This is a genomic window from Bradyrhizobium rifense (genome assembly GCF_008123425.1).
Classification (GTDB): domain Bacteria; phylum Pseudomonadota; class Alphaproteobacteria; order Rhizobiales; family Xanthobacteraceae; genus Bradyrhizobium; species Bradyrhizobium rifense.
Map to the genome: position 1 here is coordinate 1 of NZ_VSSS01000012.1, position 25,691 is coordinate 25,691.

The 25,691-nt window shown below is 62.6% G+C and carries 24 protein-coding genes and 1 tRNA gene; 9 read left to right on the plus strand and 16 right to left on the minus strand.

Going from position 1 to position 25,691, the window contains the following annotated elements:
* Positions 1–111: 111 nt before the first annotated feature.
* From FXB40_RS05525 to FXB40_RS05545, 5 genes are all read right to left on the minus strand, one after another.
* Complete coding sequence (locus FXB40_RS05525) at positions 112–981, minus strand: MBL fold metallo-hydrolase (protein ID WP_148771199.1); 870 nt, start codon at positions 979–981, stop codon at positions 112–114.
* Positions 982–1,011: 30 nt separating this feature from the next.
* Positions 1,012–2,175, minus strand: a complete 1,164-nt coding sequence (locus FXB40_RS05530) for a serine hydrolase domain-containing protein (RefSeq protein ID WP_148771200.1) — start codon at positions 2,173–2,175, stop codon at positions 1,012–1,014.
* Between the two features lie 25 nt (positions 2,176–2,200).
* Positions 2,201–2,812, minus strand: coding sequence for a glutathione S-transferase family protein (locus FXB40_RS05535; RefSeq protein WP_148771201.1), 612 nt, complete (start codon positions 2,810–2,812; stop codon positions 2,201–2,203).
* Between the two features lie 185 nt (positions 2,813–2,997).
* Complete coding sequence (locus FXB40_RS05540; protein ID WP_148771202.1) at positions 2,998–3,840, minus strand: fumarylacetoacetate hydrolase family protein; 843 nt, start codon at positions 3,838–3,840, stop codon at positions 2,998–3,000.
* 234 nt (positions 3,841–4,074) lie between these two features.
* The gene (locus tag FXB40_RS05545; protein WP_187436682.1) at positions 4,075–4,935 is read right to left on the minus strand and encodes an MBL fold metallo-hydrolase; all 861 of its coding nucleotides are present in this window, start codon (positions 4,933–4,935) and stop codon (positions 4,075–4,077) included.
* Between the two features lie 120 nt (positions 4,936–5,055).
* On the opposite strand from FXB40_RS05545, the gene FXB40_RS05550 reads away from it, so the two are divergent.
* Positions 5,056–5,487, plus strand: a complete 432-nt coding sequence (locus FXB40_RS05550; RefSeq protein WP_148771204.1) for a DUF3775 domain-containing protein — start codon at positions 5,056–5,058, stop codon at positions 5,485–5,487.
* Between the two features lie 3 nt (positions 5,488–5,490).
* Here the strand turns inward: FXB40_RS05550 and FXB40_RS05555 are convergent, their stop codons facing one another.
* The 5 genes from FXB40_RS05555 to FXB40_RS05575 form a co-directional block, all read right to left on the minus strand.
* Positions 5,491–6,480, minus strand: coding sequence for an NADPH:quinone reductase (locus FXB40_RS05555; protein WP_148771205.1), 990 nt, complete (start codon positions 6,478–6,480; stop codon positions 5,491–5,493).
* Positions 6,481–6,643: 163 nt separating this feature from the next.
* A complete protein-coding gene (locus FXB40_RS05560) occupies positions 6,644–7,426 on the minus strand; it encodes an SDR family oxidoreductase (protein WP_148771206.1) in 783 nt (260 codons plus the stop codon).
* A 126-nt stretch (positions 7,427–7,552) separates the two neighbouring features.
* Positions 7,553–8,065 (minus strand): CvpA family protein, encoded by a 513-nt coding sequence (locus FXB40_RS05565; RefSeq protein ID WP_148771207.1) that lies wholly within the window; start codon positions 8,063–8,065, stop codon positions 7,553–7,555.
* A 169-nt stretch (positions 8,066–8,234) separates the two neighbouring features.
* Positions 8,235–9,827 (minus strand): GMC family oxidoreductase, encoded by a 1,593-nt coding sequence (locus FXB40_RS05570; protein WP_148771208.1) that lies wholly within the window; start codon positions 9,825–9,827, stop codon positions 8,235–8,237.
* A 60-nt stretch (positions 9,828–9,887) separates the two neighbouring features.
* Positions 9,888–11,264 carry a coniferyl aldehyde dehydrogenase gene (locus FXB40_RS05575; protein WP_430646682.1) on the minus strand — a complete coding sequence of 459 codons (1,377 nt, stop codon included), beginning with the start codon at positions 11,262–11,264 and terminating at the stop codon, positions 9,888–9,890.
* A gap of 381 nt (positions 11,265–11,645) precedes the next feature.
* Here FXB40_RS05575 and FXB40_RS05580 point away from each other — a divergent pair.
* Positions 11,646–11,722 (plus strand) — tRNA-Met (locus tag FXB40_RS05580).
* Positions 11,723–11,847: 125 nt separating this feature from the next.
* Here the strand turns inward: FXB40_RS05580 and FXB40_RS05585 are convergent.
* Positions 11,848–12,762, minus strand: a complete 915-nt coding sequence (locus FXB40_RS05585) for a complex I NDUFA9 subunit family protein (RefSeq protein WP_148771210.1) — start codon at positions 12,760–12,762, stop codon at positions 11,848–11,850.
* A complete protein-coding gene (locus tag FXB40_RS05590) occupies positions 12,744–13,640 on the minus strand; it encodes a DUF2189 domain-containing protein (RefSeq protein WP_148771211.1) in 897 nt (298 codons plus the stop codon). The genes FXB40_RS05585 and FXB40_RS05590 overlap by 19 nt, the downstream gene beginning before the upstream one ends.
* Positions 13,641–14,193: 553 nt before the next feature.
* Between FXB40_RS05590 and coxB the strand changes: the two genes are divergently transcribed.
* The 7 genes from coxB (at position 14,194) to FXB40_RS05630 (ending at position 19,444) form a co-directional block, all read left to right on the plus strand.
* Positions 14,194–15,027, plus strand: a complete 834-nt coding sequence (coxB, locus tag FXB40_RS05595) for a cytochrome c oxidase subunit II (RefSeq protein ID WP_148771212.1) — start codon at positions 14,194–14,196, stop codon at positions 15,025–15,027.
* Between the two features lie 76 nt (positions 15,028–15,103).
* A complete protein-coding gene (gene ctaD / locus FXB40_RS05600; RefSeq protein ID WP_148771213.1) occupies positions 15,104–16,879 on the plus strand; it encodes a cytochrome c oxidase subunit I in 1,776 nt (591 codons plus the stop codon).
* Entirely contained in the window at positions 16,876–17,580 is a 705-nt protein-coding gene (locus FXB40_RS05605; RefSeq protein WP_148771214.1) for a cytochrome c oxidase subunit 3, read from the plus strand. Before ctaD ends, FXB40_RS05605 begins: the two co-directional genes overlap by 4 nt.
* Positions 17,581–17,595: 15 nt before the next feature.
* A complete protein-coding gene (locus FXB40_RS05610) occupies positions 17,596–18,318 on the plus strand; it encodes a heme-copper oxidase subunit III family protein (protein WP_148771215.1) in 723 nt (240 codons plus the stop codon).
* A 9-nt stretch (positions 18,319–18,327) separates the two neighbouring features.
* Positions 18,328–18,729: a cytochrome C oxidase subunit IV family protein gene (locus FXB40_RS05615; protein ID WP_187436683.1), complete on the plus strand. Its 402-nt coding sequence runs from the start codon at positions 18,328–18,330 to the stop codon at positions 18,727–18,729.
* A 33-nt stretch (positions 18,730–18,762) separates the two neighbouring features.
* Complete coding sequence (locus FXB40_RS05620; protein WP_148771216.1) at positions 18,763–19,056, plus strand: GYD domain-containing protein; 294 nt, start codon at positions 18,763–18,765, stop codon at positions 19,054–19,056.
* A 169-nt stretch (positions 19,057–19,225) separates the two neighbouring features.
* Entirely contained in the window at positions 19,226–19,444 is a 219-nt protein-coding gene (locus tag FXB40_RS05630; protein WP_148771217.1) for a hypothetical protein, read from the plus strand.
* A gap of 238 nt (positions 19,445–19,682) precedes the next feature.
* Here FXB40_RS05630 and FXB40_RS05635 read toward each other — a convergent pair whose 3' ends face one another.
* From FXB40_RS05635 to FXB40_RS05650, 4 genes are read right to left on the minus strand one after another with little or no spacing between them, the layout of a single operon-like run.
* Positions 19,683–20,378 (minus strand): DJ-1/PfpI family protein, encoded by a 696-nt coding sequence (locus FXB40_RS05635; RefSeq protein ID WP_148771218.1) that lies wholly within the window; start codon positions 20,376–20,378, stop codon positions 19,683–19,685.
* A 1-nt stretch (position 20,379) separates the two neighbouring features.
* Positions 20,380–21,519 (minus strand): NAD(P)/FAD-dependent oxidoreductase, encoded by a 1,140-nt coding sequence (locus FXB40_RS05640; RefSeq protein ID WP_148771219.1) that lies wholly within the window; start codon positions 21,517–21,519, stop codon positions 20,380–20,382.
* Positions 21,520–21,531: 12 nt separating this feature from the next.
* A complete protein-coding gene (locus tag FXB40_RS05645) occupies positions 21,532–23,547 on the minus strand; it encodes a LodA/GoxA family CTQ-dependent oxidase (RefSeq protein ID WP_148771220.1) in 2,016 nt (671 codons plus the stop codon).
* A gap of 7 nt (positions 23,548–23,554) precedes the next feature.
* Entirely contained in the window at positions 23,555–25,570 is a 2,016-nt protein-coding gene (locus tag FXB40_RS05650) for a tyrosinase family protein (protein WP_148771221.1), read from the minus strand.
* Between the last annotated feature and the right edge of the window lie 121 nt (positions 25,571–25,691).

Genomic DNA, 25,691 nt, shown 5'->3' on the forward strand with positions numbered 1-25,691 from the left:
AGGCGTAACCCACCGCTTCTGTCTCTGCAGAACCCAAAGAGGTGGGTTACGCTCTGCGACTACGCTTCGCGCAGCCGCAGAGCTAACCCACCCTACGGCATCTCAGCTCAATCACACCGCCGCACACACGAACGCGTTGCCCTTGCGCTTGATCTTTCCCACCGACGGTGACGGGAAATGCGCGGTGCAGCACAGCGTGTCGGTGTCGCAATAGCGCTCCAGGAAGCTTCGGCGCGTGGTGGCCGCCTTGGCCGGGTCGACGTCGAACTTGATCGACAGCTCCGGATAGAGCGTCTGCAACGGCGAGTGCATGAGATCGCCGGAGAACACGGCATCGTCCTTGCCGCGTCCCATCGCGACGGCGATGTGGCCGGGCGTGTGGCCCGGCGTCGGCACGATGCGGACGTGATCGCCAATCTGGTGATCGTTGCCGACCAACTCGTGCCGCCTGGCCTCGACCACCGGCAGCACGCTATCGGCAAAGGGTGGGATCTCCGCCTTCGCATTCTCCGCGAACCAGTGGTCGTATTCCTGCTTGGCGAAAACGTAGCGCGCCTTGGGGAAGGTCGGCACCCAGCGGCCGTTCTCCAGCCGCGTGTTCCAGCCAACGTGATCGACATGCAGATGCGTGCACATCACGAAGTCGATGTCGCCGACGGAGACACCAGCGGCATTGAGTGCGCGCGCGTATGTGTCGTCGGTCTTCATGTTCCATGCCGGCCGCTGTGGCCGCGGCTTGTCGTTGCCGATGCAACTGTCGATCAAAATGGTGTGGTGCGGCGTCTTCACCACATAGGACTGGAAGCACAGGATCAAGACGTCCTGATCGTCCAGTGCCTTGGCTTCTCGCATCCAGGCGCGGTTCTCGGTCAGCACCTCCGGCGTCAGGCCGGGTATGAAGTCCAGCGCCGGGATGAAGGGGGCTTCCTGCTCGATGATTCGATGGATGGTGAGATCGCCGACGGAGTATTTCAGGCTCATGCTCGCTTCCCTTGTTCGCTTTCCTTGCGCTCAGTGCGCATCGCGCACGGATGGAATGACGATGTTGGAGAGGATGTCGATCGCGGCCAGCCCTTCCTTGGGTTGGCCGTATTGGGCCGCGGTGGTCATCATGACGAGATCAAGCTCGGGCACGATGAAGATGCGCTGGCCGCCCCAGCCGAAGGCGGCAACCCATTTGATTTCCCTGTTGCCGGCGAGCGAGCGGCCCATCCACCATTGATACCCATAGAACTGCGTGCTGCCGAAAAAGCCGATCGCCTGAAAGCGCGGTGTGGTCGATTGCGCAATCCAGTCGGCCGAAACGATTTGCTGGCCGTTCCACTGGCCGCGATCGAGCACGAGCTGGCCGATCTTCGCGGCATCGCGCGGCCGCAAGCGCAGGCCTGAGGCCGCTGCGATCTTGCCGTTCTTATAGGCCTTCCACTCGACATCGGTGATCCCGAGCGACTGGAACAGCGCTTCGCGCGCAAATGTCTCCAGCGGCTTGCCCGAGACGCGTTCGAGAATGTTGCCCAGCAGTTCAGTCCCGCCGCCATTATAGGTCCAGAGAGTGTCCGGCGGCGCAGCGATCGGCCTTGCGAGCACATAGCCGATCGGATCGGCTTCAAAGGTGAGATGCGGCTCGTCATTCTTCGGATCGGTCCAGGCCCGCGCCTCGTCCCATTGCATCCCCGAGGACATCGTCAGCAGATGGCGCAGCGTGATGGCGTCCCAGCCCGCCTGCTTCAACGCCTGATGGTCGGGGAAGAACTTGAGCACGGGTTCGTCGACTCCTGCGATCAGCTTGCGATCGATCGCGATGCCGACGAGCAGCGAAACGACACTCTTCGATGCCGAACGCAGGTCGTGCTTCGTCGTCGCGGAGAACACCTGCTGGCCGTCCGGTTGTCCCCAGGGTTCGTCGTAGCCGGGAATATACTGCTCGAAGACGAGCTTGCCATGGCGTGCGACGACAACCGAATGGACCGAGGTCGCGCGTTGCGCTAGTCGTGCAGCGATGCCGCAGAGTTGCGCGCCGTCGATGCCGACGCTGTCGGGTGACGCAGTGGTCCAGCCGTCGTCGATTGACGATGGCGATCCGCAGATATCTGCCTGAACGGACCTGGCTGAGACGGCGAACGCGAGCACGAGGCTCGCGCCGAGAATGCTGAGGCGGGAGAAGCGGTCGCGCATCGTCTTTCTCCCCGCCATCCGGATGCTACGCCGCCGGCGGCACCGAGATTTTCACCGAGGGTCGCTCCAGCATCTTCTGATGGAAGGCGTCGAGCTTCGGATAGGCCTTGCGCCAGCCGCAATCGGCAAAGCGGAAGTCGGCATAGCCGAGCACGCAAACGAGGCCGATCTGCGAAATGTCGAACGGCCCATTCAGCACATCAGGCATGTTCTCGAAGCGCGCCATGCCGGTCCAGGCCCGGTTCCAGTGGTCGTCCGACCACGCCTGCCATTGCAGGCCCTGCGGCCGCACCATCTTCTCGTAGCGGCACAGCAGCATGGAATCGAGCATGCCGTTGATCAGCGAGTGATTGGTCTTGGTCTTCCAGCGCTGCGGGCCGTAGTCCGGGATCAGGCTGCCGCCGGCCATCTCGTTGAGATATTCGACGATGACATAGGAGTCCAAAATCACGTCACCGTCATTGGTGATCAGCACCGGCAGCTTCTTCAGCGGCGTGATGCGCGAATAGTCCTCGTTGGCCTGGCCGGGCGCGACGGTTGCCGGCGTGAATTCGATCTTGTCGATCAACCCAAGCTCGATCGCGGCAATGCGCACCTTGCGGGCGAAGGGCGAGGCGGCGGAGAAGGAGAGTTTCATGGGGAATGACCTCTATCCAAACATACAGACCTCATCCTGAGGAGCGCGCCGCTTGGCGCGCGTCTCGAAGGATGGGCAACGGGAGGTGTTGTCTCGTCACCCGGCGCGAACGTCGGGGGACGGTGTTTGTGGCGCATCCTTCGAGACGCGCGCGTTGCGCGCTCCTCAGGATGAGGCCGGAGACCTTACGCCGCAATGATCTCCTGGCGCTGCTCGCCGAGGCCTTCGATGCCGAGCGTGATGACGTCGCCGACATTGAGGAAGGTCGGCGGCTTCATGCCGAGGCCGACGCCGGGCGGGGTGCCGGTGGTGATGATGTCGCCCGGCAGCAGGGTCATGAACAGCGAGACGTAGGAGATGCATTTGGCCATCGAGAAGATCATGGTCTTGGTCGAGCCGGTCTGGCGGCGCTGACCGTTGACGTCGAGCCACATCGACAGGTTCTGCACGTCCTTGATCTCGTCCTTGGTGGCGAGCCAGGGGCCGACCGGGCCGAACGTGTCGTGCGACTTGCCCTTGGTCCACTGACCCAGGCGCTCGGTCTGGAAGTTGCGCTCGGAGACGTCGTTGCAGACGCAATAGCCGGCGACGTGGTTCAGCGCATCGGCTTCCGAGATGTATTTTGCCTGGGTGCCGATGATCGCGGCGATCTCGACTTCCCAGTCGAGCTTGGTCGAGCCGCGCGGCTTCTCGACCTTATCGTTCGGGCCGGACAGCGAGGTGTTGGCCTTCATGAAGATGATCGGCTCGGTCGGAATCGCGGCGCCGGTCTCCTTGGCATGGTCGCTGTAATTGAGGCCAATGGCGACGAATTTCGAGATGCCGGTGACGGGCGCGCCGAACCGCGGCTTGCCGGAGACGGCAGGCAGCGAGGCCGGGTCGATGGCGGCTAGCTTCTTCAGCGAGTCCGGTGAATAGGCCTCGCCGGTGAAGTCCTTCACATGCGCCGACAGGTCGCGCAACTGGCCGGATTTGTCGATCAGGCCGGGCTTTTCCGCACCCTTTTCGCCGTAACGAACAAGCTTCATTCTGGTTTCTCCCTTGGGATGGACTGATCGGTTGAATAGCTTCATGGAACAGCGCGGCGGGAAATTCAACCGCTCAAAAGGGAGCGCATTGCAGCCCCGTCAATTCAGGCGATCGTAGGGTGGGCAAAGGCGCGAAGCGCCGTGCCCACCATCTCTTTCAGCAGGCCCGGGATCGTGGGCACGCGGAGCCTGTCATCGGGCGCGCATTCGCGTGACCCGGTGGCTTTGCCCTCCCTACGAAGCCTGTGATTGCAGCGCCTCGAACCTGAACGCATCCCCCTCGCGCCGGATATGCCCGGCCGAAAAATGCCCGCCGATCACCAGCGTCGGCGTATCGGCAAACCGGCCGAACAGCGCGACCCGCGTCGCGGCTGATTGTTTCTGGTCGAAATCCGCCGTCGAGGACCAGTCGAGATGGGCCATCTGGCAGGGGTGATGGGCGACGTCGCCGGCGAGCAGCCCCTGTTCCCCCTCGGACCGGATCAGGACGCTCATGTGGCCGGCACTGTGGCCGGGCGTCGGGATCATGCTGATCTCGTCGCTGAGCCGATGGTCGCCCGGGATCAGGTCGGCCCGATCGGCATCGACGATCGGCTTCACGGAATCGTTGAACACGGCCTGCTTGTCCGGCTCGGTCGAATGGTCGCGCCAATGCTCGTATTCGGTGCGGCCGAACAGGTAACGCGCCTTGGGAAATGTCGGCACCCATTTGCGGCCGACCAGCTTCGTGTTCCAGCCGACATGGTCGACGTGAAGATGCGTGCACAGCACGGTGTCGATGCTGTCGGGCTCGAAGCCCGCCGCCGCTATCATCTCAAGAAACGGCGTGTTGCGGTTATTCCAGACTGGGACGCTGCGGCCCTGCTTGTCATTGCCGAGCCCCGTATCGACCACGATCCGTTGCGACGGCGTCTCCAGCACCAGCGAATGGATCGACATTTTCAGCCGGCCTTCTTCGGTGGCGAAATGCGGGATCAGCCAGGGTAGCTTCTGGATCTCGTCGTTGCTGGCCAACGGCAGGATGAAGCGGGTCGAGCCGACCGTCTCCAATTCCACGATCTTGGTGATTTTGACTCGGCCGACCTTCCACTGCATCGGGCGTATCCCCATTTTCTTGCTTTCGCGAAAGATGCGGCCTTCCGCCGTCGAACGCAATGGATCATCTGTCGTGATGTTGCGTTATCGGAGAAGCCGGAACCAGCCAAGGGGGAGCCCATGCCAGAGCTCGCGATTTCCGCCGACAAGGTCGCCTTCATCATCGAGAAGGCCCGCGAATTCGACGTCAAGGAGGGGGCGTCCGATCCGGATTCCGGTTCGAATGCTGCCGATGACGACGAGATCGACGTGCTCGAGGACACGACGTCCGATCCGGTTGCAGCCGAACTCGCCGGCTTCATCCGGGCGCTGAACGAGGACGAGCAGCTTGATCTGGTCACGCTGATGTGGCTCGGCCGCGGGGATGGTGATTTGGACGAATGGGACGATCTGCGCGAGCGCGCCGTGGAAGCGCGCAGCGAGTACAAGGCGCCCCGGCGCGAGACGGTGCAATATCTGCTGGGCGAGCCGATGCTCGGCGATCTCTTGGCCGACGGCATGGATGAGCTCGGCATCGACTGGAGCGACGAGCGGACCACGCCGGTCTCGTAGTCCTTAGCGGGCGCAGTCGACGATCACGGTGCCGAGCTTGTCGCCCTTCTCGACGGCGAGATGGGCCTGCGCTGTATCGGACAGCGCGAACTGCGCCGCGACGTTGTGAAGTCGCGGGGCCGCCGCCAGCCATTTCGAAATGTCGGCCTGCGCCGCCGCGAGCAGCGCCGGCGGCAGCGCGAACAGCACCAGCGCGCGCAGCGCGATGCACTTCTCCATCAGCTCGCGCATCGGCAAATTTGGCGTGCGGTTGCCGTTAGTGGCGTAGACAGCAATCGTGGAATTCATCGCCATGAGCTTCAGCGTGGTGGCGATATTGCCGCCGAAATCGACGTCGACGACGCGATCGACGCCGCGTCCACCGGTGAAGGCCATCGCTTTGGCGACGACGTCCTCGTTCTTATAATTGACCGCGAGATCGGCGCCCGCGCGCCGCGCCTGCTCGCCCTTCATCGCCGAGCTGACGGTGGCGATCACCTGCGCGCCGCCCCATTTTGCCAGCTGCACCGCATAGTGCCCGACTGCACCGGCGCCGCCGGTGACAAGCACGGTCTTGCCGACGATCGGCCCGTCCGCAAACAGGCTGCACCATGCCGTCATCGCTGGAATGCCGAGCGTTGCGCCTTCGGCGAAGGAAACACTATCCGGCAGGGGCGTCACCAGTTGCTCGGCGAGTGCGATGTATTCCGCTGCCGTGCCGAAAGCGCGGCCGTTGCGCTGGCCGTTGAACAGCCAGACCCGGTCGCCGATCTCAAAGCGCGTCACGCCGTCGCCGATCTGATCGACAAAGCCCGCGCCGTCACTGTTCGGAATCACGCGCGAAAACTCCATCGCGCGATAGGAGCCGCCGCGTCGGCCGACATCAGCCGGATTGACGCCGGAGGCTTCCAGGCGAATGCGAACTTCGCCTGGGCCCGCGACCGACGTCGCCATCTCACCATAGGTGAGAACGTCGACCGCCGGCCCCGTCTGCTCGTACCAGACCGCTCTCATCTGGGGCCCGCTTTCCGAAGTTCGTGATCCATTGCTGCTACCTCGAACGCGAACTTCGGAAAGCGCGCTCCAGAAAGAAATTAAAAGCTCTAGTGCCGCTTATCGATTTGAAGTTCCTGAAAGGACTCGCGGCATACACCGCAGGAGCTTCAAATCGGCGGCGCTAGAGCGTTCCTGGGAAAGCACCACCATCGAGCAGGATGTTTTGCCCGGTGATGAAGCCGGCCTTGGCCCCGCACAGGAAGGCGCAGGCATAGCCGAACTCGTCGGGCTGGCCGAAGCGGCCGGCGGGGTTGAGTTTGGCGCGCTCGGCCAAAATCTGCTCCGGCGTGGTGCCGCGCTTGTCGGCTTCGGCCTTCGCGGTGCCGGTCAGGCGATCGGTCTCGAACGGGCCCGGCAGCAGGCCGTTGATGGTGACGTTATTGATCACGGTCTTGCGCGACAGACCGGCGATGAAGCCGGTGAGGCCGGCGCGCGCGCCGTTGGAAAGGCCGAGAATGTCGATCGGTGCTTTCACGGCGGCCGAGGTGATGTTGACGATGCGGCCGAACTTGCGCGCCATCATGCCGTCGACCGTCGACTTGATCAGCTCGATCGGCGTGAGCATGTTGGCGTCGATCGCCTTGATCCAGTCGTCGCGGGTCCAGTTGCGGAAATCGCCGGGCGGCGGGCCGCCGGCATTGTTGATGAGAATGTCCGGCTCGGGGCAGGCCTTGAGCACGGCTTCGCGGCCCGCAGGCGTGGTGATGTCGCCAACGATCTCGGTGACCTTCACGCTCGGATAGGCCTTCCGGATCTCGTCGGCCGTCTTCTTCAGCGCGTCGGCGCCGCGCGCGGTCAGCGTGACGTCAACGCCGGCTTCGGCCAGCGAGATGGCGCAAGCGCGCCCCAGGCCCTTGCTGGATGCACAGACGATGGCGCGGCGACCTTTGATCCCAAGATCCACTGTTTCACTCCCGTAATGTCAGGCAGGTTTTTGGACGGGCGGCACTCTAGCCAACATCAGCGCCGCTGATAAGGGACGTGCCCGCGTCAAAATGCATGGCGCGCGGCAGCGCGATGCAAATGCGGACTAGATGCGCCGCTCCTGCTTGAGCCGGTCGATCGCGGCGGCGGCCTCCGGCGGCAGCGTCTTGAAGCCCATCTGCCCGACCGCCGAGAACAGCGGCCGCAGCTGCGAGCCCGCGAGGAAGGGCGGCTGGCGGTTGGCCGGCACGATCTGGTCGAACACCAGCACCAGCGTGGTGGCGACGAGGCCGACCCGGATGGCGCCGAGCGCGGCGCCGCCGAGCCGGTCGCCGATCCCGGCATCGCGGACCGTGTCATCAAGCACGAAGCGGCCGATATATCCGAGCAGCATGCCGACCACGAGGAAGATGCTGAAGAGCCAGATCCAGTTCTGGAATTCCGGCGCATTCGGATTGCCGGTGATCTGCGGCACGACCATCGGCATCAGCGAAACCGCAATGGGGGCGGCGAGCAGATAGGCGAGTATGGTCATGGCGCTGCGCAGCAGGCCGGTCTTGAAGCCGAAGCCGATCGCGATGGCGAGCGCCGCATAGACCGCGAGATCGAAGCTATTCATGAGCGAAACCCTGCCTTGGAACGAATGAACGCCGAACCGATCGTTCCGGTTTCAGATCGCTAAAATCGTCTGTATTTTTTCGCTCCGACAGCTCAGGATTGTGTCCATTCAGGACTATTTGACGTCAGTAAAGAAACCCTCTCCTCGCGAGCGAGGAGAGGAAGAGGACCTACCGCACCTCCGCACGGATCATATCCGCCGCTTTTTCCCCGATCATGATGGTCGGCGCATTGGTGTTGCCGCCGACCAGCGTCGGCATGATCGAGGCATCGACGATGCGCAAGCCATCCACGCCATGCACCTTCAGCTCCGGATCGACCACGGCCATCGCGTCGGTGCCCATCTTGCAGGTGCCGACGGGATGATAGACCGTGTCGACGCGATTGCGCAGGATGGCGCGGATGTCGTCGTCTGTTCTCACGTCAGACGTGAACATGTCCTTCTTCTGCAACGCGCGCAGCGCAGGCGTCTCCATCAGCCGTCGGGTGGTCTTGAAGCCCGCGACCATGGCCTCGAGATCTTCCGCCTCGCCCAGAAAGTTAGGATCGATCATGGGTGCAGCGAGCGGATCGGCGCTTTTCAGCCAGACGCTGCCGTGGCTCTTCGGCCTGAGCAGGCAGACATGGCATGAGAGGCCAGCCTCCTTGTGCTTCTTGCGGCCGTGGTCGTCGAGCATCGCGATAACGAAGTGGAGCTGAATGTCCGGTACGTCGAGGTGGGCCTGCGTCTTCAGGAAGCCGCCGCACTCGGCGAAATTGGTGGTCATCAGGCCGCGTCGCTCCTTGCGGTAGCGCTGGATGGCGCGGAGCAGGGATGGCAACCGACCGAGCGAGGAGTGAACGAAGTGCGGATAGTCGGAGGCGTAGACGAACACGAAATCCGGATGGTCCTGCAGATTGCGCCCGACGCCCGGCAAATCATGCACGACGTCAATGCCGTGCGGTCGAAGCGCATCGCCGTCGCCGATGCCCGACAGCATCAATAGCTGCGGGGACTGGAAGGCGCCGCCGGCGAGGATCACCTCGCGGCGCGCGCGCAGTTGTTTGGTCTGCTTGCCCTGCACATATTCGATGCCGACCGCGCGGCCGCCTTCGAACAGGATTTTCGTGGCATGCGCCCCCGTCTCGACGCGCAGATTCGCGCGCTTGTCGATGTGGGGCTGCAGATAGGCGCGCGCCGCGCTCCAGCGCTCGCCCTTGTGCTGCGTCACCTGGTAGCTGCCGAGCCCTTCATGGTCCTCTTCATTGAAGTCCTCGCGGATGCGGAACTGCGCCTCGCGCGCGGCCTGATGGAAGATGTCATGGATCGGATTGTCCGAGCGCAGCCTGTTGACATGCAGCGGGCCGCCCTTGCCGTGATATTCGCCGTCGAAGTCGCTGTTGTTCTCCGAACGCTTGAAATAGGGCAGCACGTCTGCATACGACCAGCCGGCATTGCCGAGCGCGGCCCAATGATCGTAGTCCCATTTGTGGCCGCGGATGTAGACCATGGCGTTGATCGCCGAGGAGCCGCCGAGGCCCTTGCCGCGCGGCTGATAGCCGATACGGCCGTTCAATCCCTTCTGCGGCACGGTGTCGAAGGCCCAGTTGGCCGCAGCGTATGGCAGCGCGAGCCCGAACGGCGTGGTGATCCGCCAGCTGTCGTTGTTGCCGCCGGCATCGAGTAGCGCCACGGATGTCCCCGCATCCTCCGACAGCCGCCCCGCCACCGCACAACCGCCGGAGCCCGCGCCCACGACGACGAAATCGAATGTGTCAGTCACTGATGTTTCCCCCTCGGAATGGTTTTTGTTGTTGTCGTCATTGCGAGCGATGACGGATAGCTACGACATGAACCGCATCATCTTCTCAAGCCGCGCGATCTTGCCGCCATAGGGCGGATAGAGATCGGCGAGGCGGTTGAATTTTGAGCGATAGAACACCGGCTTCAGCTTGCTGAACGTCCTGAACCCCCATTCGCCGTGATAGGCGCCGGTGCCGGAGGCGCCGACGCCGCCCATCGGCTGGTTGGTTTGCGCGAAGTGAAACAGGCAGTCGTTGATGGTGACGCCGCCGGAGACAGTGCGCGCCAGCACCTCGTCGCGCGCGTCGCGATCCCTGCCGAACCAGTACAGCGCCAGCGGCCGGTCGCGACGGTTGATGAAGGCAATCGCTTCCGCCGGATCCTGATAACCGAGCACCGGCAGCACCGGGCCAAAGATCTCCTCCTGCATGGCCGCCATCTCTTCGGTCGCACCGACGATCAGCGTCGGCGGAAATTTGCGGTGCGCCTTCCAGTTCGGATCGTCCGCCTTCGCCGGTTGCAGGATCTTTGCGCCGCGCTGCGCGGCGTCCGCGACCAGCGCCTCAAGCCGCGCGTAATGACGATCGGAGATAACAGAGGTGTAGTCCTTGTTGGCGGGATCGGTGCCGAACATGCGCCGCATCTGCGCGCGCACCTTTTCAGTGAAGGCCTGCAATGAGCCCTCCGGCACCAGCACATAATCCGGTGCGATGCAGGTCTGCCCGGCATTGAGCAGTTTTCCGTAGGCGATACGCTCCGCCGCCTCGTCGAGATCGGCTGACACATCGATGATCGCCGGCGACTTGCCGCCGAGCTCGAGCGTGACCGGCGTGAGATTGCGGCCCGCCGCTTCCGCGACCAGCCGCCCTACTCGGGTCGAGCCGGTGAAGACGAGGTGATCGAACGGCAGGCTGGCAAATCCCTTTGCGATCTCGTCCTCGACCCCGGTGACGAGCAACTCGGTCGCATCGAACCTCTCGGCGACCGTCTCCTTCAGCAGCGCAGAGAAATGCGGCACGAGCTCGCTCGGCTTGATGATGACTCGGTTGCCGGCGGCGATGGCACCGATCGCGGGCGCCAGCGTCAGCTGCAGCGGATAATTCCAGGGCGCGATGATGCCGACGACGCCGAGCGGCTGCGGGATCAGCCGGTTGCGCGCGGGGAGGAATTGCAGCGCCGTCGCGACGCGCTGCGGCGCCATCCAGCTTTTCAAATGTTTGGTCGCGTACCGGATCTCGGAAAACACCAGCATCGTCTCGGCGATATTGGTCTCGACCGCCGAGCGGTGGCCGAAATCGGCCGAGATCGCCTGCCGAAAACGCTCTTCATTGTCGGCGACGACAGCGCGCAGCCGCGCCAGCCGGTCGAGCCGCGCGGTGCAATCGGGCGCCGGCTCGGCCCGCGACCGCGCGACCATGGCCTGGAAGCTGTCCGTCAGGGCGGCGAGCGGGGCGCTCGCCAGGGGGCGATCCAAGGTATTGTTCAAGGCGGTCCTCCCCAAATCCGGCGTTTCGCCTCTGTTTTGTTGCCGCAAGCTGGCGGTTTGTGGAACTTCTGGCAAGTGTGTGGCAAATCGGCCGGAATCCGCGCCCGTCACCTGTCATAAAGTCGAAAAAAACGTCCCCGCAGCCCTTTCCAAAGGCAGCCCGGGTTGGTACATACCCCTCGCACCCGACGGGCCTTGCCCCGGGATTGCCTTCCAGGGAAGCCTTCGGGACGGGAGAAGCAAGCCACGCGAACAGCGTCGGCCCTGATCTACCGTCCCCGGCATTTTCACGAAGGCAAAGCATCGGTTTAACGCGGGGTGGAGCAGCCCGGTAGCTCGTCAGGCTCATAACCTGAAGGTCATAGGTTCAAATCCTATCCCCGCAACCAAGTTGATAGAGAACCCCAGCGATCTCAATTGATTGCTGGGGTTTTCTTTTGATGACCGAGGCGACCCGAATAGCATTCGCGCGTGAACCGTCGGCCGTCAAGGCGGATGAGCCGGGACGCTTCTTTCATCCTCGATTCGCTAACATCCTCTGGAGGATTTCCTCGATCGACTGTGGCGAAATGCCAAGTTCGGCAAATCCAGGCATCTCCGGTGATGACACGGAGTCGATCCGCATCAGCTCCACTTGATTTCGGGTAAGGGGTGGACGAGGCAGTATTTCGCAGGCCCATGCCAGCGCGTGCCAAATGGCAAACGGGATTGGAATCAGGAGAGGCGCGAGGCCAGCTTGGTGCGCGATTGCTCTGAGCAGTTGCTCGTAAGAGTAGGGGGTCGGGCCGCCGAACTCAAAGACCGTCGGGTGGGTCTCGGCTCGCGCCATGATTCGGGCAACCGCCTCTGCAACGTCTTCGACATAGGCCGGTTGCAATCTGGTCCGGCCGCGGCCGAACATCGGATAGATCGGAAGCCGGCGAAGGAGCTTGAGGACGGTGCTGAGAAACGCGTCGTCCGGTCCGAACATCACAGCCGGGCGGACGATCATTGCATCGGGGAATTCAGCAAGGACCGCCCGTTCACCTTCGCCGCGCTTTCGGATGTAGTGGGATGGCGAGGCGGCGTCGGCACCGATCCCCGAAACGTGAACAAGTCGTTCGACTCCAGCCCGACGGGCCTGGGCTGCTACAAGTGGAGCCGCCTCGACGTGAACGGAGTGAAAAGTCTCCCCTCCGCGCTCGCGATAAAGGCTGACCGCGTTGACGGCGCCGTAGGCGCCGACCAGCGCATTCGCGACGGATCGCTCGTCGTGAATGTTGGCTGCTACGGATTGAAGTTGCACGTCCGGATGCCGTGACGCGATCCGGACGGGAAATTCGTGATTGCGCAGATGGCAAACAATGCGGTTGCCGAGGAAGCCGGTTCCGCCGAACACGGTGATGGTGCGACCGTTCGTTGCTGCTCTGGCTAGCGTTCGCGGCTCCATGGGAAGAGTGAGGCCGGGAAATCCGCCGCATAGCGGTGACCTATCGATGGGCGAGGTTGTTCTTCCGGCGGATTCGGATCAGGCTCGACCACCTTCCGATAAAGATGCCAGGTGGCATGACCGAGCACCGGCAGAACGACGGCGAGACCGACGAAGAACGGTAGCGAGCCGATCGCCAGCAGTGCCGCGACAACCAGACCCCATGCCGCCATCGGAACTGGATTTTCCCTCACGGCCCGCAGCGACGTCCGGATTGCGTCGATCGCAGTCGCATGCCGGTCGAGCATCAACGGAAACGACACGACACTGACGCACAGCGCCACGACGGCGAACAGGAAGCCGACGCCGCAGCCGACGATGATGAGCGACCATCCTTCCGGCGTCGTCAAGACACGCGTTGCGAAGTCAGGGATGGTTGCAGCCGGAGCGTGGCCGAAGGTTGCGACGTAGATCGCGTTCGCGGCGCCGATCCAGACCCCGAACAGAACGAGCAGGAGGATGCCGAGTTCGAGCATGGCGCCGAAAGATGGCGCGCGCAGCACCTGCACTGCATCCCAAGCTGCGGCTTCCTCTCCGCGCTCGCGGCGGCGACTGAGCTCGTAGAGACCGAGCGCGGCAAAAGGACCAATCAGCGTAAAGCCGGCGGCCAGCGGAAACAGCAGCGGCAGCACCGAATAGCCAACCACCAGTCTGAACAGGACAAGTCCGAGGACGGGATAGATCACGCACAGGACGACGGCGTGAGTCGGGACGGCCTTGAAGTCTTCCCAGCCCAGGCGCAACGCGTTGCCCAAGTCGGAAAGGCTGATCTTGCGAACGACAAAGGGGGTAGAGACGCCGAACACTTGCAGTTTGGGTCTTGCGAATACCGTGGCCATGGCTCCGGTCTCCTTGCCTGTGATCGCAGGGGAACGGAGCGCACCCACACGCGCGCATCCGTCTCGTGCGCGAAAATCGCGATCGGGCCCGGCAAATCAGGTTCAACGAGAAGGAGCTTTGCCGGACGACACCTGTCGCGACCGGTACAGTGAAATTAGTGCGATATGCGACAGAAGCAAGATGGCGCTCGCGATTGGGCGAATTGTGCATCCGCACAAATCGATCTGTTGCATCGCATCATCGAATGGCGGTGCCGACGGCTGTTCTCCGGCTTGCATTGCATTCGGGCCAGTACCCGCTGGACCAAGGCGGGCATACTCCTCTATTGACGCCGGGCTCGACGGGGACCATCTTGAAAACACTGAACGGCCCCAGCTCCTGTGAGATGAGCGGTCGTGACGTGCAGTTCGTGTCAACCTTCTACGTCGCGACCGGTCGATGGGCGAGACAAGAGGCACGATGATGGCGAAGATGAAATTCGCCATCGCGACAGACGTGAGCTCCGCCCTTTAGCGCGTATCCGCAGCCTCTAGTGGCAAGGATGCATAAGGGATGGCTGTAGCGATCATACTGATTTTGGTTGCAGTGGCCTCGGTGCTGTTTCACATCTTCAGCCCGTGGTGGTGGACCCCGCTCGCCTCAAACTGGCGCTATATCGACGACACCATCACCCTGACATTCTGGATCACCGGCGCGGTTTTCTTCGCGGTCGTCGCATTCATGGCCTATTGCGTCCTCCGCTTTCGACATACGGAGGGCAGGCGCGCAGTCTACAATCCCGAAAACAAGAAGCTCGAATGGTGGCTCAGCGTCGGGACTGCAATCGGCGTCGCCGCCATGCTGGCACCTGGCCTGATTGTCTGGCACCAGTTCGTCACAGTTCCGGCCGGCGCGACCGAGGTCGAGGTCATGGGACAGCAATGGCAATGGAGCTATCGGCTTCCCGGAAAGGACGGCCGGCTCGGGACTTCCGATGCCCGCAATGTCAGTGCCGAAAATCCCATGGGGTTGAATCCCGACGATCCCGCCGGACAAGACGATGTCGTCATTCAAAATGACGACTTGCACCTGCCGCTTGGGAAACCGGTGAAGGTGTTGCTCCGCTCGATTGACGTCCTGCATGATTTCTATGTGCCGGAGTTTCGGGCGAAGATGGATATGATACCGGGCTCGGTCACATATTACTGGTTCACGCCCACCCGCACCGGAACATTCGAGGTTCTCTGCGCGGAACTCTGCGGTGCCGCGCACGCGCAGATGCGGAGCAAGGTCGTCGTAGAAGAAGAGAAAGACTATCACGCGTGGCTGGAGAAGCAGCGCACGTTCGCCGAGCTTTCCGGGCAGCGGGATGTCGCGAAAGCGACTTACACGAGAGAGAGCGAATGAAAATATCGGCGAGGAGCGCCGCATAGCAGAGGGCGAACTCTTCGCTGAAGAGAGAGAGACCAAGGAGGGTATTCCGATGGTCGATGTCCCGTTTGACACCGTCGCAGGCGTCCCGCCCGCCGAAGTGGGCGAGGTCGAGCTCTATCATCCGAGAAGCTGGTGGACGAGGTACGTCTTTTCGCAGGACGCCAAGGTCATCGCCATCCAGTACTCGATCACGGCGATGTCCATTGGAATGGTTGCGCTGGTGCTGTCATGGCTGATGCGGCTGCAACTCGGATTCCCTGGCACGTTTTCCTTCATCGATCCGAACCAGTATCTCCAGTTTATCACCATGCACGGCATGATCATGGTGATCTATCTTCTCACCGCGCTGTTTCTGGGAGGTTTCGGCAATTACCTGATCCCGCTGATGGTCGGCGCCCGGGACATGGTGTTCCCCTATGTGAACATGCTGAGTTACTGGATCTACCTGCTCGCGGTCGTGGTGCTGGCCTCGACCTTTTTCGTGCCCGGCGGGCCCACCGGTGCCGGCTGGACGCTCTACCCGCCGCAGGCGATTCTCTCCGGTACTCCCGGGCAGGATTGGGGCATTGTCCTCATGCTGGCCTCCCTGATCCTGTTCATCATCGGCTTCACCATGGGTGGGCTGAATTACGTGGTGACGGTGCTGCAGGCGCGCACGCGCGGCATGACGTTGATGCGTCTGCCCTTGACGGTGTGGGGCATCTTCACGGCCACCGTCATGGCGCTGCTGGCGTTCCCGGCGCTGTTCGTCGCCTCGGTGATGCTGCTGCTCGACCGCCTGCTGGGAACCAGCTTTTTCATGCCCACGCTGGTCGAGATGGGCACGCTGACGAAATATGGCGGTGGCAGCCCGATCCTGTTCCAGCACCTGTTCTGGTTCTTCGGTCATCCCGAGGTCTACATCGTGGCGTTGCCGGCCTTCGGCATCATCTCCGATCTGATCAGCGTCCACGCGCGGAAGAACATCTTCGGCTATCGCATGATGGTCTGGGCGATCGTGGGAATTGGCGCGCTCAGCTTCGTCGTATGGGCGCACCACATGTATGTGAGCGGCATGCACCCCTATTTCGGGTTCTTCTTCGCAACCACGACGCTCATCATCGCCATCCCGACTGCGATCAAGGTTTACAATTGGGTGCTGACGCTTTGGCGCGGCGACATTCATCTCACCATCCCGATGCTGTTCGCGCTGGCCTTCATCGTCACTTTCGTCAACGGCGGCCTGACCGGCCTGTTTCTCGGCAACGTGGTCGTAGACGTTCCGTTGTCGGACACGATGTTCGTTGTCGCCCATTTTCACATGGTGATGGGTATTGCGCCGATCATGGCCGTGTTCGGCGGAATCTATCATTGGTATCCGAAAGTCACTGGACGAATGCTCAATGAGGCGCTCGGAAGATTCCACTTCTGGGTCTCGTTCCTCGGGGCCTATGCGATCTTCTTCCCCATGCACTATCTGGGCCTGTTGGGCATGCCCCGCCGCTATCATGACATCGGCGAAACGGCCTTCGTTCCGGCATCCGCCCATGACCTCAATGCGTTCATGAGCGTGGCGGCCCTGATCGTCGGCTTCGCCCAGCTCGTGTTTCTGTTCAATCTGATCTGGAGCCTGTTCAAAGGAAGAGAGGCCGGCGGCAATCCCTGGGGCGCCGCGTCGCTGGAATGGCAAACGCCAGAAACTCCGCCAGGGCACGGCAACTGGGGCAAGGAACTCCCGATCGTCTATCGTTGGGCCTACGATTACAGCGTTCCAGGCGCCGCCGGGGATTTCGTGCCGCAAAATGAACCGCCGGCTGGAGTGCTGGCGCAGGGGGCCCACCCGTGAGCGCCATCATCCTGTTCATGGCTGGAATAGCTGCAATTGCGGGATGGTGGCTCTCGCAACAGCGGCTGGCAGCCAAGCCATGGCTGGAGGAAGGCGTGATGGTCGATCTTCGCGAGGAGCGCACTTCGTCGCTGCCTCCGGCGAAGATCGGATTGGGCGTGTTTCTTGCGGTCGTCGGTTCGCTGTTTGCACTCTTCATCAGCGCTTACTCCATGCGCATGAACATGGTGGACTGGCGCACGCTGCCCGTGCCAGCGCTGCTGTGGTTCAACACGGGCGTCTTGGTCATGAGCAGCATCGCGCTGCAATGGGCACAGATGGCCGCGCGCCGAAACGACATGGACGTTGCACTCGTCGGCCTGCTCGCAGGGGGAGTGTCCGCCTTTATGTTCCTGGCTGGGCAGCTCCTGGCGTGGCAACAGCTGAACGCCGCGGGGTATTTCCTCGCGTCCAATCCAGCCAATTCGTTCTTCTACCTGATCACCGCGGTGCACGGGCTACATCTGATGGGCGGCCTGGTGGGCCTCGGCAGAACGACGGCCAAGGTATTGCGTAGCGCCGAGGCGAGCCAAATTCGCCTGAGTGTGGAACTCTGCACTATCTACTGGCACTTCCTGCTGTTGGTCTGGCTGGTCCTGCTCGGCCTGCTGACGGGCTGGACAGACAATTTCGTCGACATCTGTAGCCAGTTGCTGAGCTAGGGAGGCAAGGACCAGATGGCAGAAACGGCGCTGATAAACAACATAGAAGCCCCGGCGCGCCCTGCAGGGTGGCGAGGTATCGCCGCCGATTGGTCCTCGGATCAGCGCGCCTTCAAGAACGTCTCCTGGGGGAAGGCCATGATGTGGATCTTCCTCCTCAGCGACACCTTCATCTTCAGCTGTTTTCTGCTGTCATACATGACGACGCGAATGACCACGACCGTGCCGTGGCCCAACCCGAGCGAGGTCTTCGCCCTCACGATCGGAGACAAGAAAATCCCGCTCATCCTGATCGCTATCATGACCTTCATCCTGATCAGCAGCAGCGGGACGATGGCGATGGCGGTCAATTTCGGTTACCGCCGTGATCGCGCCAAAACGGCAGCCTTGATGCTGGCAACAGCGGCATTCGGCGCAACCTTCGTCGGGATGCAGGCGTTCGAATGGACCAAGCTGATCAGGGAGGGCGTGCGGCCCTGGGGCAATCCGTGGGGTGCGGAGCAGTTTGGATCGAGCTTTTTCATGATCACCGGCTTCCACGGCACCCACGTAACGATCGGCGTGATCTTCCTGATCGCCATTGCGCGAAAGGTTTGGCGCGGGGACTTCGATGTCGGAAGGCGTGGCTTTTTCACGAGCCGGAAGGGGCATTACGAGATCGTCGAAATCACCGGCCTGTACTGGCACTTCGTTGATCTCGTGTGGGTGTTCATCTTTGCGCTCTTTTATCTCTGGTGAGGTCGCAGCATGACAAACGTCGCGGTACATCTGGAAGCGCAGCAACCCTCGCTGCAAGCTGACGTGCATGACGCACTCGCATCAGGAACCACGCACACAAAGGGCCAGCAGCACCCGATCAAGCTTTATCTCGTGGTCTGGGGATGGCTGTTCGTGCTCAGCACCTGCTCCTATCTCGTCGACTATTTTGGCCTCCATGGCCATCTCCGATGGTCGCTGATCCTGCTGTTCATGGTGTTGAAGGCTGGCCTGATCGTTGCGGTCTTCATGCACATGGCCTGGGAGCGGCTGGCTTTGGCCTATGCGATCCTGCTGCCGCCGGTGCTGGTGTTGGTATTCGTGGCGATCATGGCGTTCGAAGCCGACTACACGCATCTGCTCCGGGTCTTGTTTTTCGCCCCAACGGCCTAGCTACCATTGCTTCGTACCAGGAGGAGGACGGCCATGACCACCTACGTCATGCTTGCGAATTGGACCGAGCAGGGCATCCTGAAGGCGAAGGACTCGCCACGCCGTCTGGACGCTGCGAAGAAAGCTCTCAAGGAGATGGACGGCGAGTTCAAATCTTTCTACCTGACCATGGGCGACTATGACATGGTCGCCATCTACGAAGCTCCGGACGATGCGGTGGCAGCACGTTTCAACCTGCAACTGGGCATGCTTGGAAACATCAGGACGCGCACGCTGAAGGCGTTTCCCGAAGCCGCCTATCGGGAAATCATCAACTCGCTGGGCTAGAGCGTTTTCCAGCGAAGTGGATACCGGTTCGCGTCAAGAGAACGCGTCAAAGCAGAAATCTAGAGCTTCCGTTCCGATTCTATCGGAATGGAAATGGCTCTCGTCGGCTCGGGGACTGCGCCGGCCGGAAGAAGTTCGCAAGGACGGCGTAAGGCGTCGAGGTTTGTGGATGCAATTTACCGTTGGGCTCAAGCTAAAAGGAAAAGCTGACCATGTCGTCTTGGACGCACAGGACGCGCTCGCCGCCGCGCTGAAGGTGAAGGCAGAGTTTCCGGAAGCCGTCATCATGTACGTACGCCCACAAAACCGGCGTGGCGACATACGTCATCCGTCACAAGCGTTCGCCGAAGACGTTGTTCGAGGAGAGAGGCCGGTGGAACCGGGATAGCGACATAAAAGACAGGCCGGGAATCGTCCTCGGCCCCTGATGGATCGAACCAAGAGCGGAGCTTTATCGATCGCTTGGTGGTGCGTGACCCGGCTAGATCTGAACCATCAGCGAGTGTCGGTATCGGTGGTTGCGCCTCCCCGCAACCAAATTCGGACTTCACCGGTTCCGATACGAAAATGGCCCGCATCGCGCGGGCCATTTTTGTTTTGGGATAAGGGCGTCGACGCCTTCGGTCTTACGTCGCTGCCTGCTGCGGGTAGAAGATCGGCGCCTGCGGATCACGGTGCCAGTCATATTCTGCGGCCGTGGCGGCATTCTCGGCGACTGCTCGGCCGGCAAGCCGTGAGACGAGATAGAAGCCCATGTCGGTCCCGGCAGACACGCCCGCGCTGGTGACATATTTTCCGGCGTCGACCCAGCGCGACACGCTGTCCCACAGCACCTTGGGACCGTACCCCGCCACCCAGCTGAAGGCGGAATGGTTGGTCGCGGCAGGCCGGCCATCGAGAAGCCCGGCGCGTGCCAGGACCGCGGCACCTGTGCAGACCGACGTCATGGTGGAGATCCTGGCATCCATCTCATGGACCCACGCCAGCAGCGCCTTGACCTCTTTCGGATGCTTCTTTTCATCGAGCAGCGGCCGCGTGCCTTCGCCGCCCGGTATCATCAGCAGATCGAGCGGCTCCTTGAGCGCGCGCGCAAAATCCCAGTCGGGCGCGACCGAAGGTCCGTTGCTGCTCTTGACGTTTTTGCCATCGCGGCTGATCAGCTTGATCTCGAAGGGATAGGCGGGTGGCGCGTCATAGGACGTGCCGAGGAAGCGCGAAATCGAGAACGCCTCGACGAATCCCCAGACATCGATCGGCTCGAATCCGTCGAACACGACGATTCCGATCCGCTGAGTGCGGGGGAAGACCTTGTTGCCTGCCATCCTACGGTTCTCCTGCTGAATGCATGGCCGGTTCGCGATCGAACGGCTCGGCCGCGTGCCGGCGCTGCCAGAATGCCGATCCGCTCCAGCGCCGCTCCATGCGATAGACGGCGCGCCTGTCTCGCCGATAGCGACGGTACTCGGCTTCGATCAGCCGGCGGTATTTCGCGCCGGCGCCTTCGACGCCGCGGATCGCATCGAGCAGGACGAACGCGCCGAGCTTGCCGGTGCGCAACGCTTTCATGATGCCGGCCGATGACAGTGGATCCCAGCTCGAGACCGCGTCTCCCACCGCAACCCAGCTCCGGCCGCAGGGTTGATCGAGGCAATGCGAGCGTGCGGGCCAGGTGAACACGCGCTCCGCGGTCTCCGCCATGTCAGCGCGTGCCGCCGTCAGTGGTGCCGCGCGCAATTGTGCGAGCCAGGGTCCAAGCCGGGCGCTGGAATTGTGATGGACGATGTCGCTGTCGCTCATCCATGCCAGCACCAGCCGGTTGCCCGGCAGCACGGTCGAGTACCACCATCCGTGCTCGCAGGCCTCGACCAGCGTCGCGTGATCCGCGGCGGCATCCTCGCGAAGGTGGACGGCGGCGGCGACGCCGACCAGGCGATCGGCAAAACATCTGCGACTGCCCTGGCTCGTCGCAAACCGCGCCGATCGTCCCGTGGCATCCGCGACGAAGCGCGCTTCGACGTCGACGCGCCGCCCTTGGCGGTCGAGCGAAAGCTGCCATGTTTCGGATTCCGCAACTGCGGACAGGAAGCGCGCGCCGCGCCAGATCTCTACGCCTCCAGCCTCAGCTGCGGCTCGCAAAGTCTCATCGAAGCGGACGCGGTCGAGGTGCCAGGCACTGCCGCGCGTCGAAAAGATAAAGTCGTGCGCATGAAGGCGGTCGCTTCCCCACGCGGCCTCGGACCGGACGCCCTCGATCAGTCCATCGCGCATGACGTCGTCCCAGCAGCCCAGTCCGTTCAGGAGTTGCGCGGCGCCCGGCGCGAGCGTTTCCCCGATCCGCCAGTCCGTCGCGATGTCGGCCTCGGCGATCAGGATTTTCAGATCAGGCTCGTTACGCCTCAGCTCAAGCGCCAGCGCCGTTCCGGCAGGGCCTCCCCCGAGGATGGCCACATCGTAAGACGACATGTTTGCGTCGCCTTACGATTTGGGTTGATCCGGCGGAGTGGGTGCAAACCCGTATTGTCCGTCGCTCTTGACGATAAAGCGCAGCGACGCCCACGCCGTGGTCATGGCGAGATCGCCGGCATTGTTCTGAGCCGTCGGCGACCACGGCAGCCCGTTGAAAATGAAGGGGCGATGCACCGGCCACCAATAGGTCAGTTGATAGGCCTGCGCGACGGGATCACCGACGCTGTCCGGCTCGATGTTGTTCCAGTCGCGATAGGTGATGTCGATCGGCTGGTTGGTGCATTCGTTGAAATCGGATTGCCACGGCAGCGCGCTGTATTTGGTGATGTCGCCCGGCTCCAACCCGTCCTTGAGGTCGGCTGCGCCTGGTTGCGAGAGCTCGCCCTGCGACGGCGGCGCCGGCTTGATCCGGTAAGCGGCGGAATAGATCGCGGGATTGCGCATGATCCAGCCCGCCTCTGCGCCCGGACAGAATGCCCCCCCAAGCGCTGCAGCCAGCGCGCCGCGATCAAGCGCTGCGCCCGGTCCCGGATGCATTGGCCCGGGTGTGATTCCTTCGGTCTTCTCATCGATGAAGAGCCCGTCGGCCCATTGCTTGAGCAGGAACAGCATGGTGTCGGTCAGGCGCAGGAATTTCGAAGGCGCCGTGTTCGAGAGCGCATTGTCCCCGCACAGAAGCGGCATCGCGAACAACTTGCCGCTCGGGAGGTCCGGACCAGGTGGCGCCAGCAGTTCGTTTTCCTGCCCGGGTTTGCGCAGCACGCCATAGAGCAGATGGCGCATGTCACGGCGGCGGCGGCGATCCGCCTCCGGCTCGCCCGGAAATGGCGGTACGGACAGATCGGAGAAATCAAAATTGCCGCCCGGCGCCGTGTTGTGCGGGTTTCCACCGGTCAGCGCATCGGCGTCCATGAAATTCTGCGCATCGAGTGGGCGCAACAGGATCGGCAGGATGTCGCGGCGGAAATACGGGCGAAAGTCGGTGTTCCATTTCGCCTGCGCGCGCCAAAGCCGCAAGCCAGCCTCGTCCTGCGGGACCACGGTCGATCCCGTGTACGGCGGAATGCCGTAGAGATAGGGCACGTAGCCGAATTGTCGAACGGCGATGTCGAACACCAGATCGTCCATGGTAACGACATCGACGGCCTGTGGCACATACCGGGGGTAACCGACGACGACCCAGGCCGGATCGATCGCAGCCGGCGCGAGAACGGGCCTGCCCGGCGGTGTGACAGGACGGTCGTCGATTGCGACCACGGTGCCGATGAAGCGCGCATTGACCGGTCCGTCGGATATGTCGTCGAACCAGCCGTCATTGTTGGCGTATTCCTCGATCTTCGGATTGCCAAACCCCTCGAGCATCGAACCTGAATTGCCGAAGCCGCCGAGCACCAGAAGCCGGTTCTTGTTCGCCATCTGGGTGCATCGCAGCTCCCCCAGCTCGGAAATCGAGTTCGGCACGAGTTCGGGAGGGAAGCTGGTCGGCCCGGGATTGTTCTTGTCGAAGACGGCCTGCTGCGTTCCCGTGAAGCTCACGGTTCGCGGTCCGGGGTCGATGATAAGGCGCTGGCGCTCCTCGTCATTGGTGATGTCGGCGTTGCGAAGCGGATGGTCGGACGTATAGCCGTGCTCGCCATCGGTCTCCGCGAACGCGTACCAGCTCGCCTTTTTGTTGGCGAGATAAGCCGTCCACTGGATGTCGTCGATCCGCAACGTCAGCAGCTGGCCGTTCCTGCGATTGACGATGTTGACCTGATCGCCGATGGCGGCCTCACGCCCCTCCGGCGATTTGTCGTCGTAGACGAAGACGCGAAAGCGCGCCGCCTGGCGCAGGATCCGGCCCTTGTCGTCAATGAAATATTTGACGCTCTCTTCTTCGCCGTTCTTGTCCAGCACGGGGTTGCCGCGATCGTCGCATTTGATCGGCAAATGTCCGCCCGTGTCCGGGGAGATGCAGAACTTGTCCGGCGAGTTGCCGAGCCGCGCGATGCCGATCGCGGGATGAATGCGAAAAATTGTTGCCATGACGGACCTATTGTCTCGTTATCGAGAACCGATCGAAGAAGTTGAGTGAAACGCCGTCGATCTTCAGTGCGTCCGCCGCCGGTGTTCCGTCGGTGTTGAGGACGACGAGGTTGACACTGAACGAGGTCGCGCCCTGCGCCCTGAGCCGCTTCACCGCCTCAGTGGCATCGATCCTGAAATTGCCCGGTGTCTTGTGCGGACGCGGCCGCAGATCGAAGCGCGCGGTCCGCGGTTCCGGGACGTCGCAATGGCCGGGGCCTCCGACGCAGACACCGGTGAACATGCTGACCAGCCCGACATAGTTGGGATTGCCGCGCGTCGGTGTCTCGACGGTCGCGCCCGGAGTGTTGAGAAAGGCGCGGATGTGAAAACCGGGGCGCGTGACGTATTGAACCGCGTGCAGGCGGATCTCCGCGTGGCTGTGGTCGGCAACCACCTTGGGATGGACGGGAGCCGCGGCGGACTGGAAGCGCTGGATCGGCACGGCGCTGTTGGTCACGAACATGTTCGCCGCCATCATGTATTCGTATCCGAGCCGCGAAATGCTGGCGGTATCGGCCACGGTGAAATTCCACGGCGGCAGGACGTCGCCGGGATCGTCGGGGCCGCCGCTGGGGTTGCGACGCTGCCATTCCGCCCACAGCCGGTCGCAATTGCTGTGATGGCCCCAGAAGATCGGATCGAACGCGGTGGTGCCGGGATCCTGCATGTCGCCAAACGGCTGTTCGCCCTTCACGGTGTCGGAGAACGGGTTCTTGCCGCCCGAGAAATTGTGAATCAGATTGTGGACGGTCTCGAGCGCGCCGAAGAACTGGTTGCCGCGGCTGCCGCTGGCGAAATCGAAAAAGCTTTCGATGTTGAGAATGCGCTCGACGTCGTCGGGCGTCGGGTAGGCTTCAAAGATCAGGTCCGCATTGCCGCCGGGCCATCGCTTCCAGTCCCAGAGCGGATTGATGTCGGCGAGGACCGACTTGATCGCCGCGTCACTCTCCGGGGCCGCGCCATAGCTGATATGGGCGGCGGCGAACAGCCGCGCGCCGGAATTGAAGTTTTTTCCGATGGTGCCGCGCAGACCGGCGAGCACTTCAGCCGACACCTTGCCGCCGTCGGTCAGCTTGCGCAGCCCGTCCTCGTCGATCCAGCACCGGTAGGCGAGGGGCACGCAGCCGTTGTCGTTTGCGACCTTGCCCATGTCCGCGAGCGACGCCTTGACGTTCTCGCTGTCGGCCGCCCAATCCCAGTAGGGCAGTGTCACGGTCGGATCGATGTCCTGGAGCTGCTTTTCGAAGCCGTACAGATAGGCCCGGTGCCAGGTCAGAAACTGCTCCCAGCCGTGCTGGCATTGGTTGGCGTGGATGCGGGCCCAATAGGCGAAGCTGCGCTCGTCCTGCGGATAGGCATCGAGGGACTTCATTTGCGCGATCGCGGCACGCAAGCGGCGCAACTCCTCGTCGGACAGATAGGTCACGTTCTTGCGCGCGCGCACGCCGCCGGAATCCTCCGCGAGCTGGTTGGTCGGCCCCGTGAACAAGGCGTGCGGCGCGTCCCCCGTCACCAGAGCGCGCGTGAGGGCGCTGGCCTGTGCAGCGCCGACATGGTGCTTGTCCTCTTCCGATCCCGGACAGCCGTCGGTGATCCACTGCGCGATGAACGCAATGTCGGCTTCGCCGACGCGTTTGCCGCCCCAGGGAAGCGGCGGAAACTGCGTGCCGTCGAACGGATATTGGCCACGCAGGCCCTTGATGAGCCCCGCGTCGTCGCCATTGCCGGGCGAGGCTGCGGCTGAGTGCTCGTCGCAGCCACCATGACAGCAAGATGATGGCTTGGCTGCCGGCAAGTGACCGTCCCCGCCGCGCATCATCGGGACGCCATAGAGCTCGAAAGCTCTCAGTTCCGGCAGCGGCAAATTCCAGAAGCGCGGGTGCGACATGTAGCTTGCCGTCGAAGCGCTGGCAGCGGCTTCCATGATGGCCCGAAACCGGTCGTAGCGCGAGGGCGGCGTGGCTTCGCTCAAATCCGGCATGCCTTGTTCTCCTGGCGAGACGTCGCGGCCGCTTGCTTCTCGCGCACGACACGCAGCGCCGTCTCAATTGCACGCACTCATCGCATTCAGGTCAGCGAAGTGTCGGAGGTGAATTCCAGCT